Source organism: Salinisphaera sp. T31B1 (genome assembly GCF_040361275.1).
Taxonomy (GTDB): Bacteria; Pseudomonadota; Gammaproteobacteria; order Nevskiales; family Salinisphaeraceae; genus Salinisphaera.
The window spans coordinates 69501-85554 of record NZ_APNH01000001.1 but is presented as its reverse complement, the minus strand read 5'-3'; the positions used below and the strand labels follow the sequence as shown (position 1 = coordinate 85554).

The 16054-nt window shown below is 64.8% G+C and carries 16 protein-coding genes; 10 read left to right on the top strand and 6 right to left on the bottom strand.

Annotated features, from left to right (window positions below):
• The first annotated feature begins 12 nt into the window (after positions 1 to 12).
• The 5 genes from T31B1_RS00405 to T31B1_RS00385 all read left to right on the top strand — a co-directional run bounded on the left by T31B1_RS00405 (position 13) and on the right by T31B1_RS00385 (position 4111).
• A complete protein-coding gene (locus tag T31B1_RS00405; protein WP_353247480.1) occupies positions 13 to 2082 on the top strand; it encodes a cbb3-type cytochrome c oxidase subunit I in 2070 nt (689 codons plus the stop codon).
• A gap of 54 nt (positions 2083 to 2136) precedes the next feature.
• Positions 2137 to 2721, top strand: a complete 585-nt coding sequence (gene cyoC, locus T31B1_RS00400; protein ID WP_353247479.1) for a cytochrome o ubiquinol oxidase subunit III — start codon at positions 2137 to 2139, stop codon at positions 2719 to 2721.
• A complete protein-coding gene (cyoD, locus tag T31B1_RS00395; RefSeq protein ID WP_353247478.1) occupies positions 2718 to 3053 on the top strand; it encodes a cytochrome o ubiquinol oxidase subunit IV in 336 nt (111 codons plus the stop codon). Before cyoC ends, cyoD begins: the two co-directional genes overlap by 4 nt.
• Positions 3054 to 3338: 285 nt before the next feature.
• The gene (gene crcB, locus T31B1_RS00390; protein ID WP_353248714.1) at positions 3339 to 3734 is read left to right on the top strand and encodes a fluoride efflux transporter CrcB; all 396 of its coding nucleotides are present in this window, start codon (positions 3339 to 3341) and stop codon (positions 3732 to 3734) included.
• Positions 3735 to 3793: 59 nt separating this feature from the next.
• Positions 3794 to 4111 carry a DUF190 domain-containing protein gene (locus T31B1_RS00385; RefSeq protein WP_353247477.1) on the top strand — a complete coding sequence of 106 codons (318 nt, stop codon included), beginning with the start codon at positions 3794 to 3796 and terminating at the stop codon, positions 4109 to 4111.
• A gap of 19 nt (positions 4112 to 4130) precedes the next feature.
• Here T31B1_RS00385 and arsH read toward each other — a convergent pair whose 3' ends face one another.
• From arsH to T31B1_RS00355, 6 genes are all read right to left on the bottom strand, one after another.
• Entirely contained in the window at positions 4131 to 4832 is a 702-nt protein-coding gene (gene arsH / locus T31B1_RS00380; RefSeq protein WP_353247476.1) for an arsenical resistance protein ArsH, read from the bottom strand.
• 34 nt (positions 4833 to 4866) lie between these two features.
• Complete coding sequence (locus T31B1_RS00375; protein ID WP_353247475.1) at positions 4867 to 6162, bottom strand: arsenic transporter; 1296 nt, start codon at positions 6160 to 6162, stop codon at positions 4867 to 4869.
• A gap of 28 nt (positions 6163 to 6190) precedes the next feature.
• Positions 6191 to 6613, bottom strand: coding sequence for an arsenate reductase ArsC (locus T31B1_RS00370; protein ID WP_353247474.1), 423 nt, complete (start codon positions 6611 to 6613; stop codon positions 6191 to 6193).
• 26 nt (positions 6614 to 6639) lie between these two features.
• Positions 6640 to 7026, bottom strand: a complete 387-nt coding sequence (locus T31B1_RS00365; protein WP_353247473.1) for a metalloregulator ArsR/SmtB family transcription factor — start codon at positions 7024 to 7026, stop codon at positions 6640 to 6642.
• A gap of 197 nt (positions 7027 to 7223) precedes the next feature.
• Complete coding sequence (locus tag T31B1_RS00360; RefSeq protein ID WP_353247472.1) at positions 7224 to 7901, bottom strand: HAD family hydrolase; 678 nt, start codon at positions 7899 to 7901, stop codon at positions 7224 to 7226.
• Positions 7902 to 8000: 99 nt separating this feature from the next.
• Positions 8001 to 8303 carry a DUF202 domain-containing protein gene (locus tag T31B1_RS00355; RefSeq protein ID WP_353247471.1) on the bottom strand — a complete coding sequence of 101 codons (303 nt, stop codon included), beginning with the start codon at positions 8301 to 8303 and terminating at the stop codon, positions 8001 to 8003.
• A 151-nt stretch (positions 8304 to 8454) separates the two neighbouring features.
• On the opposite strand from T31B1_RS00355, the gene T31B1_RS00350 reads away from it, so the two are divergent.
• The 5 genes from T31B1_RS00350 (at position 8455) to T31B1_RS00330 (ending at position 16043) form a co-directional block, all read left to right on the top strand.
• Entirely contained in the window at positions 8455 to 8943 is a 489-nt protein-coding gene (locus T31B1_RS00350; protein WP_353247470.1) for a GbsR/MarR family transcriptional regulator, read from the top strand.
• Positions 8936 to 10069 carry an efflux RND transporter periplasmic adaptor subunit gene (locus tag T31B1_RS00345; protein ID WP_353247469.1) on the top strand — a complete coding sequence of 378 codons (1134 nt, stop codon included), beginning with the start codon at positions 8936 to 8938 and terminating at the stop codon, positions 10067 to 10069. Before T31B1_RS00350 ends, T31B1_RS00345 begins: the two co-directional genes overlap by 8 nt.
• The gene (locus T31B1_RS00340; RefSeq protein WP_353247468.1) at positions 10066 to 13197 is read left to right on the top strand and encodes an efflux RND transporter permease subunit; all 3132 of its coding nucleotides are present in this window, start codon (positions 10066 to 10068) and stop codon (positions 13195 to 13197) included. The genes T31B1_RS00345 and T31B1_RS00340 overlap by 4 nt, the downstream gene beginning before the upstream one ends.
• Entirely contained in the window at positions 13194 to 14627 is a 1434-nt protein-coding gene (locus T31B1_RS00335) for a TolC family outer membrane protein (protein WP_353247467.1), read from the top strand. The genes T31B1_RS00340 and T31B1_RS00335 overlap by 4 nt, the downstream gene beginning before the upstream one ends.
• Positions 14628 to 14789: 162 nt before the next feature.
• Positions 14790 to 16043 carry a DUF445 family protein gene (locus T31B1_RS00330; protein WP_353247466.1) on the top strand — a complete coding sequence of 418 codons (1254 nt, stop codon included), beginning with the start codon at positions 14790 to 14792 and terminating at the stop codon, positions 16041 to 16043.
• The last annotated feature ends 11 nt before the right edge of the window (positions 16044 to 16054 follow it).

Below are 16054 nucleotides of genomic sequence, written 5' to 3'. Positions count from 1 at the left end.
CGCGAGGACATGATGTTCGGAAAACTCACGCTCGAAGCCTTTTCCCACGATAGCCTGATCATCGTATTCGCCAACGTGGTGATGATCGGTGCCGGGCTCTTGGTGGTTGGTCTGGTCACCTACTACCGTCAATGGGGTTATCTGTACCGCGAATGGTTCACGACCGTGGATCACAAGAAGATCGGCGTGATGTACATCATCATCGCGCTGATTTTCCTGCTGCGCGGATTCATCGATGCCTCCATGGTCCGTGCGCAGCAGGCCACCGCCGGCCCCGGCATGGACGGCTATCTGCATGCCGGTCATTTCGCCGAGCTGTTCACCGGCCACGGCACCATGATGATCTTCTTCATGGCGATGCCGTTTCTGGTCGGCCTGATGAATATCGCGATCCCGCTGCAGATCGGCGCGCGTGATGTGTCCTATCCGCTGCTGAATGCCATCAGCCTCTGGCTGACCGCCGCGGCCGGCGCGCTGGTCATGATCTCGCTGCTGATCGGTCAGTTCTCCGAGGCGGGCTGGTCCGGTTACACGCCGTTCTCCGGACTTGAGGCCAGTCCGAGCAGCGGGGTGGACTACTGGATCTGGGCGTTACAGATATCCGGTATCAGTACAACGCTGACCGGGATCAATTTCCTTGTCACCATTCTGAAAAAACGCGCGCCGGGCATGGGCTTCATGCGCATGCCCATGTTCACCTGGACGGCGCTGTGCACCAATATCCTGATGGTGCTGGCCTTCCCGGCGCTCACCGCCGCGCTCGCCCTGCTCGCACTCGATCGTTCCGTCGGAACCCATTTCTTCACGGGTACGATGGGCGGCGACCAGATGATGTATATCAACATGTTCTGGGTCTGGGGTCACCCGGAAGTCTATATCCTGGTTCTGCCGGCCTTCGGTGTGTTCTCTGAAGTCACCGCCACCTACTGCAACAAGCGCCTGTTCGGTTATACGTCGATGGTCTGGGCGACCATGGCGATTGCGTTCCTGTCATTCACGGTGTGGGTGCATCACTTCTTCACCATGGGTCAGGATCCGCTGCGCAATGCCGCCTTCGGCATCGCCACGATGATCATCGCCATTCCGACCGGCGTGAAGATCTACGACTGGATGTGGACGATGTTCCGTGGACGCATCGAATTCAAGCTGCCGATGCTATGGCTGATCGGGTTTCTGATCACCTTCACCATGGGCGGAATGAGCGGCGTGCTGCTGGCTATTCCCGGCGCCGACTTCAAGATGCACAACAGCCTCTTCCTGGTCGCGCATTTCCATAACGTGCTGATTCCCGGAACCATGTTCGGGCTGCTTGCCGGTTTCTACTACTGGTTTCCCAAGTCATTCGGCTTCACGCTGGACGAAAAATGGGGCCGGCGTTCGTTCTGGGGCTGGTTGATCGGGTTCTATGTGGCTTTCGTGCCGCTGTACATGCTCGGCATCATGGGCATGCCGCGTCGCATGGTCACCTATGACAACCCGGCCTGGCAGATCTGGCTGATCATCGCCGCCATTGGCGCGATCATCGTTGCCTACGGCATCTTTTCGATGTTCATGCAGATATACGTCAGCGTGCGGGATCGAGAGAAGAATCGAGACCTGTCCGGCGATCCGTGGGGCGGGCGTACGCTCGAATGGTCGATCGCCTCGCCGCCGCCGGAATACAACTTCGCCGTGATTCCGGAAGTCCGCGATCGCGATGCCTTCATGGAAATGAAGGTCAACGATACCGCCTACCTGCGTCCGGAACGCTACGAGGACATCCACATGCCTCGCTCCACGCCGATCGCGATCGTCATCGCCGGCCTGGCGTTCTTCTTCGGATTTGCCTTTGTCTGGCATATCTGGTGGCTGGCCGGGCTGTGCCTGGCGGGCATCGTGGGGTCGGTGATCGCGCGAAGCTTCAACACCGACACCGAGTTCGTGATTCCGGCCGAGGAGGTCGAGCGCACCGAGGATGCGTTCCATCGCCAGCTGGAAGCCGACGGCGCGTTCGAACGGGTCAAGGGCCTCAAGCACTATGGCGACGAGCGCTCGCCGCATGCGCATCTGGCCGAGCCGGTCGAGCGAGGTACGCCGGCATGATGTTCCACTGCACGCATCCTCGAGGCATTTGTGATGGCGTCTAGCGATACCAGTTTGAAAACCGTTCTGGCAGCGGCCCGTGCGGATACCGAAGTCAACTTCGGTTTCTGGGTCTATCTCATGAGCGATGTGATCATCTTCTCGATGCTCTTTCTCGTTTATGTGGATCTGTCGCAACGCTACGCGGGCGGGCCCACCGCATCGGAAGTCTTCGAACTCAGAGGCGTCTTTCTGGAGACGATGGCGCTGCTGTTCTCGAGCCTGACGTTCGGCATGGCGATGGTCAGTCTGCATCAGGGGCACAAGAGTCGGGTCATGGCCTGGCTGGGGGCAACGTTCGTGCTGGGCGCGTTCTTCCTGGGCCATGAGCTCAGCGAGTTCATCAAGCTCGTGCACGAAGGGGCCTCCTTCACGCGCAGCGGGTTTCTATCGGCCTATTTCGGCCTGGTGGGCACCCACGGGACGCACGTCTTCTTCGGCCTGATCTGGGTGGTCGTCATGGTCGTCCAGATCCAGCTGCACGGGCTGACCGCGCCGATCGCCTCCCGGCTGGCGCGCCTGAGCCTGTTCTGGCATTTCCTGGATCTCGTCTGGATCTGCGTGTTCTCGACCGTCTATCTTCCCGGAGTGATGCAATGAGCCATTCGACCGACGCTACCCCCGGGCACGCGCCGACCGCTCGCGGCTATCTCATCGGGTTCGTGCTGGCGCTGGTTCTGACCCTCATTCCTTTCGGCGTGGTGGCCTTCGGCCTGTTGTCGCAGGGGATGGCGCTGATCGTGATTGCAATCGCAGCGATTCTTCAGCTGGCCGTGCACCTGCGATTCTTCCTGCACCTGGACATGTCGACCGAGCAGCGTTGGAACACGATTTCCATTCTGTTCTCGCTGCTGATCATGGTGGTGATGGTCGGCGGCACGATGTGGCTGTTCTACAGCCTGTACGTGCGCCACATGATGGTTGGCCACTAGCCATCGAGCGAGTGGGATAAGTCGCCGCGGGCGGGTGCCCGCCGGCACCCGGCCGGACACGGGCCAGGCGTTGCCCCGCCGCGTGGACGTGATCTGCGGCGAGCGCTGTTGAGGCCCGCCGGTAAGCCGGTATAGTCGATAAAGGGGATGAGCCAGACCAAGTCCATGCATGATCGACGTTACGAGGCTGCGCCAGAGCGCTACGATCCGCGTGAACCTCATCCAGAAGGCCAGACGAGTGAGTCGGCGAGCGGCGCCGAATACGCCGAGGACCGGACCATGCCCTTGATCTATTCCATCGTCGCGATTGCCCTCGGCGCGGCCGTGGGTGCCAACATCCGCTGGGCACTTGGTCTCGGGCTTAACACGCTGCTGCCACAGATGCCGCCCGGCACGCTGGTGGCCAACCTGCTCGGAGCATTCCTGATCGGCGTGGCAGTCGCTGCGTTCTCGGCGTTGCCGGAGCTGTCGTCGTTCTGGCGCCTGATGGTCGTCACCGGCTTCCTGGGGGCGCTGACCACTTTCTCTACCTTCTCGGCGGAAGTGTTCACCCAGATCCAGGCCGGACGGCTGGGCTGGGCGTTTGCCGGCATCGCCGTACACGTGATCGGTTCGCTTGCGATGACCGGGCTGGGGCTGGGGGCATTCGCCCTGTGCCGACGCCTGATGGGTGGCCACTGATACGCTGGAGATCGGTTATGGTCGTCTAAACCGTTGCCCGATCGACAGAGAGGCTCTGCATGAAAGGTTTCGAGGTCATCTTCATCGCTCCGAGCGCACGCCGCCATGATGGCAAGCCGGTACTCGACGCGATCGCCGACATGGCACAACGCATGGGCATCAAGCGCATGACTCGGCGAGTCGATGCGATGGGTAAAGGGGCCAGCGGCCATGTCCACTCCGCGCACTTCTTCGAACAGGCGGACCAGCCCGAAGAGCTGATGTTCGTCCTCGACGGTGGCGACGCCGACCGGCTGATCCGTGAGGTCGAAGGCAGCGGCGCCGACACGTTGTGCATCCGTCGTTCGATCGAGTACTGGGCCTTCGGCGAGGATTGATCGCCGCCCGGCGTGGGCTTCAGATCGTCTTCTGGTTGACCCGCTTCGACAACGCTTCGGGTGCCTCCCGGCGCTCGGAGTAGCGATCGGTCAGATAATCGGTATGGTCGCGTAGTAGGCGGGTGAATTTCACCAGTTCTTCCATCACGTCCACCACGCGGTCGTAGTAGGGCGAGGGGTGCATGCGCCCGGCTTCGTCGAACTCGTTGAACGCCTTGGGCACCGACGATTGGTTCGGAATGGTGAACATGCGCATCCAGCGCCCGAGCAGGCGCAGCGTGTTGACTACGTTGAACGACTGCGAGCCGCCGCAGACCTGCATCACCGCCAGCGTGCGGCCCTGGGTCGGGCGCATGCCGCCGAGCGACAGCGGCAACCAGTCGATCTGCGACTTGAATACGCCGGTCACGCTCCCGTGGCGCTCGGGGCTGCACCAGACCTGGCCTTCCGACCAGAGCGACAGCTCGCGCAGTTCGGCGACCTTCGGATGCTCGGCCTCGGTCTCGTCGGGTAGCGGCAGACCGTGCGGGTCGAAGATACGTGGCTCGGCCCCGAACGCCTCAAGCAGCCGCGCGGCCTCTTCAGTAAGCAGCCGACTGTAGGAGCGTTCGCGCAGCGATCCGTAGAGCAGCAGGATACGCGGGGCGTGATCGCGGGCGCTGGGCGTGGCGTCGGCGCGCACGGTCAGGTGTTGCGGCTCGAGATTCGGCAGGTCGTTCATGGGCATGTCGGTATCGGTTCGCGGTCGAGGACAGTCACCGGCCCAGCACCACCAGCCAGCCGGCCAGCGCGGTCAGGGTGACGAGCAGCACGGGCACCGTCAGCACGAGGCCGATCCTGAAATACTGGCCCCAGCCGATGGTCAGGCCCTTGCGGGCGAGCACGTGCAGCCAGAGCAGGGTGGCGAGACTGCCGATCGGCGTGATCTTGGGCCCGAGATCCGAGCCGACCACGTTGGCATAGATCATCGCCTGCTGGGTGAGATCGGAGACCTGGCTGGCATCGATCGACAGGGCCACCACCAGCACCGTGGGCATGTTGTTCATGATCGACGAAAGGAACGCGGCGATAAAGCCGGTGCCGATGGTCGCCACCCATAGCGACTGGTTGGACAGCAGGTCCAGCAGGGCAGCGAGCTGGGTGGTCAGGCCCACGTTCTGCAGGCCGTAGACCACCAGATACATGCCCAGCGAGAAGACCACGATATCCCAGGGCGCGCCGCGGATGACCTTGACGTTGTCGACCACATGCCCGCGGGCGGCGACCGCCAGCAGCACGGCCGCGCCGATGGCCGCGACCGCGCTCACCGGCACGCCCAGCGGCTCGGCGACGAACAGGCCGACCAGCAGCAGGCCCAGTACCCACCAGCCGGCGGCGAACACGGCCGGGTCGCGGATCGCGGACTGCGGCTCGCGTAGGTCGCTCGGGTCGAATCGCGCCGGGATATCGCGCCGGAAATAGGCATAGACCATGCCGATCGAGGCGAGCACCGAGACGATATAGACCGGCGTCATTACCGCGGCATAGCGGCCGAAGCCCAGATCGAAGAAATCCGCCGAGACGATATTGACCAGGTTCGAGATCACCAGCGGCAGGCTGGCGGTATCGGCGATGAAGCCGGCGGCCATCACGAACGCCAGCGTGGCCCCGGCCGAAAACCCGAGCGCGAGCAGCATTTCGAACACGATCGGCGTGAGGATGAGCGCCGCCCCGTCGTTGGCGAATACCGCCGAGACCAGCGCGCCCAGCAGCATGACCAGCACCAGCAGGCGCGGGCCGCGCCCGCCGCCGTAGCGGGCGACATGCAGAGCCGCCCATTCGAAGAACCCGGCTTCATCGAGCGTCAGGCTGATCAGGATGATCGCCACGAAGGTGAAAGTCGCATTCCAGACGATGCCCCAGACCGTGGCGACATCGCCGACGCCCACCACGCCGGTGGCGAGTGCGACGATCGCACCGGCCGCGGCACTCCAGCCGATGCCCAGCCCGCGCGGCTGGGCGATCACCAGCGTCAGCGTGGCGACGAAGATCAGAATGGCGATGACGGTCATGAACGATCCTGGGCAGCGATAGGCCGGGCTAGCGGGACGTAGCCCCTTGCTCGGCGAGCAGGGCGCGAACGTGCTCGCGAATACGATCGCGCGTATCGGCGAATATGGCGGCGATTTCGGCGTCGCTGCCAGTCGCCCCGGCCGGATCGTCGATCGGCCAGTGCTGCTTGTTCGTGCCGCCCGGCAGTAGCGGGCAGTGCGCGTCGGCGTGGCCACAGACCGTGATCACCCGATCGGCCCAGTCGAGATCGGCGTCGGCCAGGATCGCCGACTGCTGGCCAGAGATATCTACGCCGGCCGCAGCCATGGTCGCGACCGCGTTCGGGTTCAGCCCGTGGGCCTCCAGGCCCGCCGAGCGCACGGCGATCGCGTCCCCGCCCAGATGCCGGGTCCAGCCTTCGGCCATTTGCGAGCGGCAGCTGTTGCCGGTGCACAGGTAGAGAATATTCATCGAAAGTCCTTGAACAGCGGGGCGAATCAGTTGCTGCAGCGGCCGTCCGGGCGGTCGGGCATATGCGCCAGTCGGCGGGCGTCGTCGACGAACGGCGGGCGGTTGCCGTGTTCGGCGATCACGGCATCCAGCGTCGTGCGCGCCCATGAAGGCAACGTGTCGGCCAGCCGGTAATACACCCAGATACGTTCGCGCCGATCGGCGACCAGGCCGGCCTCGCGCAGCCGCTTGAGATGGCGCGAAATCTTGGGCTGCGAGAGTTGAAGCGCATGAACCAGCTCGCAGACACACAGCTCGCCGTGGATGACGATCAGTGCCAGACAGCGCAGACGTGTGTCGTCGGCCAGGGCCTGAAAAAGCGTCTCGGTTGACGAGGCAAGCGCCCAACGCGGCGTGGTGGCGGGTGCGCTCATGGCTCAAGGCGGGACAAGTCGTCGGTAGGCTCAGGCACAGGCGCTCCGATGCGCCACGATTCAGGGCTTTGGCGATCGTTCATTGTCGTATATGGGTTTCCATATATACGGACGGCAGAATATACCGCGCACCGCATATTGCAAGCCGGATCGGATGCCGTGGTCCCGTGCGCCGGGCGTCGGCGGCGTCGTAAGTCCTAGCGCGCGGCCGTGATCAGACCCGGCAGGTCGTTGAAATCGGTGAAACGGGTCAGTCTCGCGGCCGGGTGATGGCCGATCGCGCCACCGGGGTCGTAGCCGAACACGCGCATGCCGGCGCGGCGGCCGGCCTCTACGCCGGCATCGCTGTCCTCGATCACCGCACAGGCAGACGGTTCGACATCCATTGCCGCTGCGGCCAGCAGGAACAGATCGGGCTCCGGCTTCCAGGCGCCGATGGTATAGGCGCTGAATACCAGCTCGCCGAAGTAGTCTGCCAGCCCCGTCGAGTTCAGGGCCACGCCGAGTTTCTTCTCCGGGCCGCTGGAGGCGACACATTTCGGCAGGTCGATCGCTTGGATGGCGTCATGCACGCCCGGCATGGCCTTCAGTTCGCGCTCGAACAGGTCATACATGTGCTGGCGATAGCGCTCGGTGAAATCGTTGGCGAGCTGCACGTCGTGACGTTCGGCGAGCGTGCGGGTCATGGTTTCGAAGCGCCCGCCCCGGAACTCGGCCTCGATCGCTCGTGCATCGAGCGTCACGCCGTGATCGGTCGCGAACAGGTCCGCCACGCCGCGCGCGTTCAGGGGCTCGCTATCGACGAGCGTGCCGTCGCAGTCGAAGATCACGCCAGCGATCGGCAGACGTGCGGATGATGCATCGGTTCGGGGCATGGCCGGAGTGGTCGAAGGCTCAGACAGCCGGGTGTGGGGGCGCCTGGGCCCAACACAAGCCGGGCGTGTCCAGCCGACCGGCGGCGAACGCCCGCCCTGTCAATCGTGACCGGGGTCTTCGGCTGCGGTCACGCGACAGCGCCGGCTCTCCTGGACAAAACGCCAGCCGCCGATGAGTACCACCAGAATGCCCAGACCGGCCAGCGCGATACCGGTGTAGACCACCAGTCGATGATCGAACCATTTGGCCATGATCAGACCCAGCCCGATCAGCGATACGCTGGTTCGCAGATAGGCCAGCAGCGTCCGCTCGTTGGCCAGGCGTGTGCGGCTGAGTGCCAGCCAGTCGCGTGTAATGAGCGTATCCGGATCCATGCGGGGATAGTGCGATCGCTTGCGCATGAGAGGTCGCCGGTTGCCGAGCGGGGCCATGCCCCGAGTATAGAGCCCCGGCGGCCAAGCCGGGCGGTTGAGCCACTCTCGATCCGTCGTCGAGTCTGATTCAGAACATTCAGTATTGACTGAAATTTCGGCGCTGGCTAATGTCGCCGCCATGAACGAAACGCCTGCGGCTGTCGCCGACTTTATCGAACGCATGGGCCTGTCGGCGCAAGCCGACGGCCTGCCCCGTATCGCCGGCCGCATGCTCGGCTATTTCATCATTCACGGCGGGCCGGCCAGCCTGAACCGGCTGGCGGTGGATCTACAGGTCTCCAAGGCCAGCATCAGCACCAATGCACGAATTCTGCACGGTTTGGGCGTGCTCGAAGCCACCGCCGTGCCCGGCGATCGGCAGGACTACTACCGACTGGCCGAACGGCACTATTTGCGCATGCTTGAAGGCTATGTCACGCGCATGGGCACGCTCAGCGAATCGCTGGCCGCGACCGAGCGTGACCTGCCCGACAGCTGGCCGGGCGCGCGCGAGCGACTGGCCGACATGCACCGTTTCGTGGATGTCGCCCGCGACCATACCCGCGACCTGATCGAGCGGCTGTCGTCCGATCACGCCGTCAGCGACTCAGACCCAGATCGTGGCTAAGTCGGGCGGTATCCGGCCGATCTGGATCGTTGCGCTGATCGTCGCCGTACTGGCGGGCTGGCTGGCCTCCGGCATGCTCGGCGATCGAACCGGCAGCCCGTCCGAGCCGGCCGAAACGAACGCGCCGCAGGCCGTCGGCGTATCCACGCGTAAGTCCGATGCCGAGACCGTCTGGCGGGAAGCCGAACTCAACGGGGTGACCGCTCCGGACCGGGCCGTGACCCTTCGTGCCCGTACCGCGGGCCGGGTGCAGTCGATCGGCGCCGAGCGCGGCAGCCGCGTAGCCAGCGGCGACCTGCTCGTCCGTATCGCCATCGACGATCGGGCCGCGGCTCGTAGCGAAGCCCGGGCCGTGGTGGAACAGCGTCGTCTGCAGTACGAGGCAGTGCGACGCATGTCGGAAAGGGGCTACCAGACCCGCACCGATCTCGCCCAGGCCAAGTCCGATCTGGAGGCCGCCAGCGCGCGGCTGGCCGAGGTCCAGCAGGATATCGACAATACGGTCGTACGCGCGCCGTTCGCCGGCGTGCTGGAAACACGTCCGGTCGAGGTCGGCGACTATCTGGGCGTCGGCGACGAGGTCGCCCGGGTCATCCAGCAGGATCCATTCGTGGTTGCCGGGGATTTGTCCGAGGCCGATGTCGCCTTCGTCGAGCCGGGCCAGCCCGGGCGGGCCCGGCTGATCGACGGGCGGCTGGTCGAAGGGCGGGTCCGTTATGTCGCTACCGAGGCCGATCCAGAAACCCGGACTTACCCCGTGGAACTGGAGATCGACAACCCCGAGGGGCGATTGGTCGCCGGTGCATCCGCCAAGCTGATGCTGCCGCTTGAACAGGTCCGTGCGCACGCGGTGGCCGCCGACCTGCTCACGCTCGACGAGTCCGGCAATATGGGTATCAAGACGGTCGGCGAGGACGGCACGGTCGTGTTCTACCCCGCCGATATCGTCAAGTCCGACGGTGGGTCGCTCTGGCTGGCCGGGCTGCCGCCGACGGTCGAGTTGATTACCGCCGGCCAGGGCTTCGTGCGTGCCGGCGATGCCGTGCGGGTGGTCGATGCGCCGACTGCCGCGCGAGCCGGCGCGGTAGGCGAGCGCGAAGGCGTGGACGCCGTGCCCGGCGCATGAACGCCCTGATCGCCGCGGCCTTTTCACGGCCGCGAACCGTCGTGCTGGGGCTGGTGGTGATTCTCGTCGCCGGCGCCATGGCTTATCGCGATATCCCCAAGGAATCGTCGCCGGACATCACGATTCCGACGATCTATGTCTCGATGACCCATCAGGGCATCTCGCCGGAGGACGCCGAGCGCCTGCTGGTCAAGCCGATGGAACAGGAGTTGCGTTCGATCGAGGGCCTCAAGGAGTTGAGTGCCACCGCATCCGAGGGGCATGCCAGCGTGATCCTGGAGTTCGAGGCCGGGTTCGATCCCGACGATGCGCTGGACGACGTGCGCAACCAGGTCGATATCGCCAAGGCCGATCTGCCGGACGAGACCGACGAGCCCGTCGTCGAGCAGGTCAACGTCGCGTTGTTTCCGGTCTTGGTGGTCAACCTGTACGGCGATGTCTCCGAGCGTGTGCTGGTGAGTCTGGCCGAGAATGTCCAGGATACGGTCGAGGCGATTCCTGGCGTACTCGAGGCCGATATCGCCGGCGACCGCGATGAACAGATCGAGATCAATATCGATCCGCTCAAGCTCGAAACCTATCGACTGTCGCTGGATCAGGTGTTCAATTCGGTCCAGCAGAACAACCAGCTGGTCCCTGCCGGGTCGCTGAGCTCGGGGGCCGGCGAGTTCTCGATCAAGGTGCCGGGCGTCATCGACAATCTGGATGCGCTGCGCAATACCGCGATCAAGCGGGTCGACGGGCGCGTGGTCACGGTCGCCGATGTGGCGACCGTGCGGCGCGCGTTTGCCGATCGCGAAGGCTTTGCCCGACTCAACGGTCAGCCTACCCTGGCGCTGGAGATCACCAAACGTATCGGCGCGAACATCATCGATACGAACGCGGCGGTGCGCACGGCGGTCGAGCGCATGGCCAGTACCTGGCCGAACGCCGTGCGCGTGAACTTCTCGCAGGACGCCTCCGAGGACGTGGTCGATCTGCTGGGCGATCTGCAGAACAACGTCGTCAGCGGAATCCTGCTGGTGATGATCGTGATCGTGGGCATACTGGGACTGCGGGCCGGCACGCTGGTCGGCGTCTCGATCCCCGGCTCGTTTCTGCTGGGTATCCTGGTACTGGCGATGCTGGGCCTGTCGGTCAACATCGTGGTGCTGTTCTCGTTGATTCTCGCGCTCGGGCTGCTGGTCGACGGCGCGATCGTGGTGGTCGAACTGGCCGATCGGTTTCTGGCCGAGGGCGAATCGCGCAGCTCGGCCTATATGCACGCCGCCCAGCGCATGGCCTGGCCGATCGTGTCGTCCACCGCCACCACGCTGGCCGCCTTCGCGCCGCTGCTTTTCTGGCCGGGCATGGTCGGCGAGTTCATGCGCTATATGCCGATCACCCTGATCGCGGTGCTGACGGCGTCTTTGTTCATGGCCATGATCTTCGTGCCCACGTTGGGTGCTGTGATCGGCGGAGCCGCGCCGGGCGGTGCCGCGGCGATCTGGCAGCCGGGCCAGCCGCTACGAGGGGCGACCGGCGTCTACGTGCGGCTGCTGGAGATGTTCGCCCGTCATGCCGGCAAGACGGTGTTCGGCGCAGTGTTTCTGTTCTTCGCAGCGATCATCGCCTATACCAGTTTCGGTCGCGGCGTGGAGTTCTTTCCGGACATCGCGCCCGACAACGCGGTCATCCAGGTCCATGCACGCGGCCAGCTGTCGGTCGACGAGGCCGATCGACTGGTACGCCAGGTGGAGGCCAGGGCGCTGGCCATGCACGCTTTCGAGTCGGTCTACACGCGGGTCGGCACGAGCGGCAATGCGTTCCGCCAGGGTACGGGCGATGACGTGATCGGCCAGGTGCAGCTGGAGTTCAAGCCCTGGGACGTGCGCCGTCCGGCCGCCGAGGTGCTCTCGGAACTGCGGCGCGCCGTGGCCGACATTCCCGGGGTGCGCACGGATGTGCAGCAACAGAGCCAGGGGCCGACCCAGGCCAAGCCGATCGAGATTCAGATCGCCGGACCGGACATGGCCGCACTCGAGACCGCGACCGCCTTCGTGCGCCGCGGCATGGCCGAGGTCGGGGGCTTCACCGATATTCAGGACAGCCGCTCGACCCAGGGCCTGGAATGGCGCATGAACGTCGACCGGGCCCAGGCGAGCCGGTTCGGGGCCGATGTCGCGACCATCGGCCAGGCCATCCAGCTGGTCACGCAGGGTATCAAGGTCGGTGAATACCGCCCGGACGATGCCGCCGACGAGCTGGATATCCGTGTCCGCTACCCTGAACGCGATCGCAGTCTGGCCGCGCTGGACGCGTTACGGGTCCAGACCGAGCGCGGGCTGGTACCCATGAGCAACTTCGTCGAGCGAGAGCCGGCGCCCAAGGTTGAGAACATCGAGCGTACCGACGGCCAGCGCACGGTCACCGTGGACGCCGGAGTGGCCGCCGACCGCCTGGTCGCCGATCAGCTCGTATCGCTCCGGCACTGGATCGAGGCCAACGTCGAGGCCGCACAGCTGGATCCGCGAGCGAGCCTGACGTTCAAGGGCGAAAGCGAGGACCTAGCCGAGGCAGAGGCGTTTCTTTCGCGCGCGTTCGGGGTGGCCGTGGCGCTGATCGGCGTGATCCTACTGACCCAGTTCAACAGTTTCTACCAGTCGTTTTTGATCCTGTCGGCGGTGATGTTCTCGACCATCGGCGTGTTGCTGGGACTGCTCATCGCCGGCCAGCCCTTTGGCGTGGTGATGAGCGGTATCGGCGTGATCGCACTCGCCGGTATCGTGGTCAACAACAATATCGTGCTCATCGATACCTACAACGTGAACCGCGCCGCCGGCCTGGATGCCTGGAACGCGGTGCGCCAGACCGGCGCCGAACGACTGCGCCCGGTGGTGCTGACCACGGTCACGACTATTCTGGGGCTGTTGCCCATGGTGCTGCAGATGAACGTGGATATCATCGGCCGTTCGATCACCTTCGGGGCCCCGTCCACGCAGTGGTGGACACAGCTGGCGACCGCGATCGTGGGTGGGCTGCTGTTCTCGACACTGCTGACGCTGATTCTCACGCCCTGTCTGCTCATCCTGGGGGCGCGCGCCAGCCAGGCCTGGGCCGGGCGCTCGCGCATGCGGGGCGCAAGGTGAGAGTCATCGGTATCCGGCTCTGGTGGACGCTCGGGCTGTGCCTGACGGTGGCAGCGCTTCCGGCCGGCGCTGGTCAGAACCTGCTGGACACCTATGACCAGGCACTGCGCAACGATACCGACCTGCTGAGCGCGAAAGCCGAGGCGGGCGCCGCAGGGGCGCGTTATCGTCAGGCACGCGGGCAGCTACTGCCATCGCTGTCGGCCAGCGCCGGTTATACCGAGGTGAGGCAGGATCAGACCTTCGAAAGCCCGGACGGCGGCGATGCGCTTGGGGGCGGGCTGTTCGGCGCCGGCGATGGCGGGCCTACCTCCTCGACCCAGAACTCCTATTCGCTGGATCTCAACCAGCCGCTGTTCAACTGGACGGCCTGGCAGAACAAGGACGCCGCAGCTGCGCGTCACCAGGCCGCACGGCTGTCGCTGTCGGTCGCCGAACAGGAGCTGATCGTGCGTGTGAGCCAGGCGTATTTCGATGTGTTGGCCGCGCGCGATGCGCTTGAGGCCGCCCGCGAGCAGCAGGATCAGATCCGCCGCCAGCTCGACCGTGCCAATGCCGCATTCGATGCTGGTCTCGAGCCGATCACCGATCAGCAGGAGGCCCAATCGAGCCTGGACAGCGCCGAGATCGATGCCATAGACGCTGAAAACGAACTCGCCACCGCGCGCGATGCGCTGATCGGCCTGACCGGTCGTGCGCCGTCGCCGCTGTCGGGCATTGCCACCGATACGTCGCTTCCGGCCGCCGACACGGCCACGCGCGATCGTCGGGACTGGCTGGATCTGGCCATGCTGCGCTCGCCCTCGGTGGCCGCCGCGGATGCCGAATGGCGGGCCGCGCGCCAGGAGGTCTCCGCGCAGCGTGGCGGCCATTTCCCGACCGTGGACCTGGTCGGCAGCATTGGTCGCCAGGAACAGCTGTTCCCCTTCGGTGCCAACGGCGGCCAGGCCAACCTCATCGACGAGACCCAGTCGATCGGAGTGCAGCTGCAGATGCCGCTGTTTTCCGGCGGGGCGACCACCGCCGCAGTGGCCGAAGCCCAGTACAACGCGGAGCAGTCGCGCTTGGATCTGATCGATGCCCGTCGACAACTGCTGATCGATATCAACAACGCCTATCGCGATGTTCGGGCCACGCGCCGGCGGGTGGCCGCGCTGGACCGCGCGATCGCATCGGGCGCGACCGCGCTGGACGCTGCCCGGGCGGGCTATCAGCTGGGTAACCGCACGGTGCTGGATGTGATCGCCGCGGAAATCACGCTGGTCGACCGGCGGGCCGATCGCAAGCGCGCCTGGTACGACCACGCGCTGGCCCGGCTCCAGCTCAACCGCGCTGCCGGCGTGCTCGATTTCGACGAGCTGGCGCGTATCAACGCCTATCTGCACGGCGCCGAGACCGCCGACTCGAAAGCCGAGGGGGGCAGCCGGTGAATCGGCTACCATCGCCGTGACGGCACAGCGCTCATGTATAGTGACAACGAGCGATGTCAACATGGCGCGGCGTGTCGCGCGCGTGCGTGATCGGCGTCTGCCTACAACAACAGCGACTCGAGGAGCCCGGCGCCGGACGTCAGACCGCGTGCCCCACTATCGATGGACGGTCATTTTCTCTATCTGAGCGCCGAGGCATGGAAATATCTTTCCATGCCCGTGATCAGCGCGATCGTCGGCTACGTGACCAACGTCGTCGCGATCAAGATGATGTTCCATCCGATCGAGTTCGTCGGCGTCTGGAAGCCCTACCTGGGCTGGCAGGGCATCGTGCCACGCAAGGCGTCCAAGATGACCGGCATCTCGGTGGACACGATCACCGAATCGCTGATCACCGAAGACGAGATCTTCGGCCGGCTGGATCCGGACCGGGTCGCCGCCGAGCTCGAGCGGCCGATGATCGAGATGACCGATGAGATCACCGATCAGGTCATGCATCGTCATCATCCGGCACTTTGGGAAGCCATGCCGCAGATGGTTCGCGCCCAGGTCAAGCGGCGGGTGCGAAACCAGGCGCCGGCGATCGTGCGCGAATTGATGAACGAAGTGCGCACGAACGTGCGCTACATGTTCGATCTCAAGGGCATGATTACCCGCGTGCTTGTCCGCGAAAAGAACCTGCTCAATCGCATATTTCTGGAGACCGGACGCGACGAATTCGTCTTCATCGGCCGGTCGGGCGCCTATTTCGGGTTCGCGTTCGGCCTGTTGCAGATGGCGATCTGGGCTTTCTTCCAGCAATGGTGGCTGTTGCCGCTGTTCGGGCTGCTCGTCGGCTGGGCGACCAACTGGCTCGCTCTGAAGATGATCTTCAACCCCAAAAAACCGATTCGTATCGGCGGGCTGACTTTTCAGGGCCTGTTCTTCAAGCGCCAGCAGCAGGTCGCCGCCGACTACGGCAGCCTGGTCGCCACCCAGATACTCACGCCACAGCACATACTCGAAGAGATCCTGTCCGGCCCTTACGCCGAGAAGCTGTTTGCGATGGTCCAGCGCGAGGTCCAGCAGGCGATCGACGACAGTGCGAGCGTGGCGCGTCCGTTCGTCACCTGGACGCTGGGCAGCGACGACTACGAACAGATCAAGGCCGAAGCGGTACGCGAGGTGCTCGCCCGCATGCCCGAGACCCTGTCGCACATGACCGGCTATGCCCATGATGCAATGGCGATTCAGGACACGCTGGTCAGCCGTCTCCAGAGTCTTACCCCGCGCCAGTTCGAGGGCATGCTGCGCCCGGCGTTCGAAGAGGATGAGTGGATCCTGATCGCAGTGGGCGCAGCACTGGGCCTGGCGGTCGGCTGGTTCCAGTTGATCGTTCTGTTCTCGAGCGTATTCATGGAGCGCTTTGGCGGCTAGGCTGGCCGGCC

What these genes read in the sequence shown, in the direction of transcription:
- T31B1_RS00405 (WP_353247480.1), top strand. Translation starts at nt 13, where the DNA reads ATGTTCGGAAAACTCACGCTCGAAGCCTTTTCCCACGATAGCCTGATC.
- T31B1_RS00385 (WP_353247477.1), top strand. Translation starts at nt 3,794, where the DNA reads ATGAAAGGTTTCGAGGTCATCTTCATCGCTCCGAGCGCACGCCGCCAT.
- T31B1_RS00375 (WP_353247475.1), bottom strand. Translation starts at nt 6,162, where the DNA reads ATGACCGTCATCGCCATTCTGATCTTCGTCGCCACGCTGACGCTGGTG.
- cyoD (WP_353247478.1), top strand. Translation starts at nt 2,718, where the DNA reads ATGAGCCATTCGACCGACGCTACCCCCGGGCACGCGCCGACCGCTCGC.
- T31B1_RS00355 (WP_353247471.1), bottom strand. Translation starts at nt 8,303, where the DNA reads ATGCGCAAGCGATCGCACTATCCCCGCATGGATCCGGATACGCTCATT.
- arsH (WP_353247476.1), bottom strand. Translation starts at nt 4,832, where the DNA reads ATGAACGACCTGCCGAATCTCGAGCCGCAACACCTGACCGTGCGCGCC.
- T31B1_RS00370 (WP_353247474.1), bottom strand. Translation starts at nt 6,613, where the DNA reads ATGAATATTCTCTACCTGTGCACCGGCAACAGCTGCCGCTCGCAAATG.
- T31B1_RS00340 (WP_353247468.1), top strand. Translation starts at nt 10,066, where the DNA reads ATGAACGCCCTGATCGCCGCGGCCTTTTCACGGCCGCGAACCGTCGTG.
- T31B1_RS00365 (WP_353247473.1), bottom strand. Translation starts at nt 7,026, where the DNA reads ATGAGCGCACCCGCCACCACGCCGCGTTGGGCGCTTGCCTCGTCAACC.
- T31B1_RS00350 (WP_353247470.1), top strand. Translation starts at nt 8,455, where the DNA reads ATGAACGAAACGCCTGCGGCTGTCGCCGACTTTATCGAACGCATGGGC.
- T31B1_RS00330 (WP_353247466.1), top strand. Translation starts at nt 14,790, where the DNA reads ATGGACGGTCATTTTCTCTATCTGAGCGCCGAGGCATGGAAATATCTT.
- T31B1_RS00360 (WP_353247472.1), bottom strand. Translation starts at nt 7,901, where the DNA reads ATGCCCCGAACCGATGCATCATCCGCACGTCTGCCGATCGCTGGCGTG.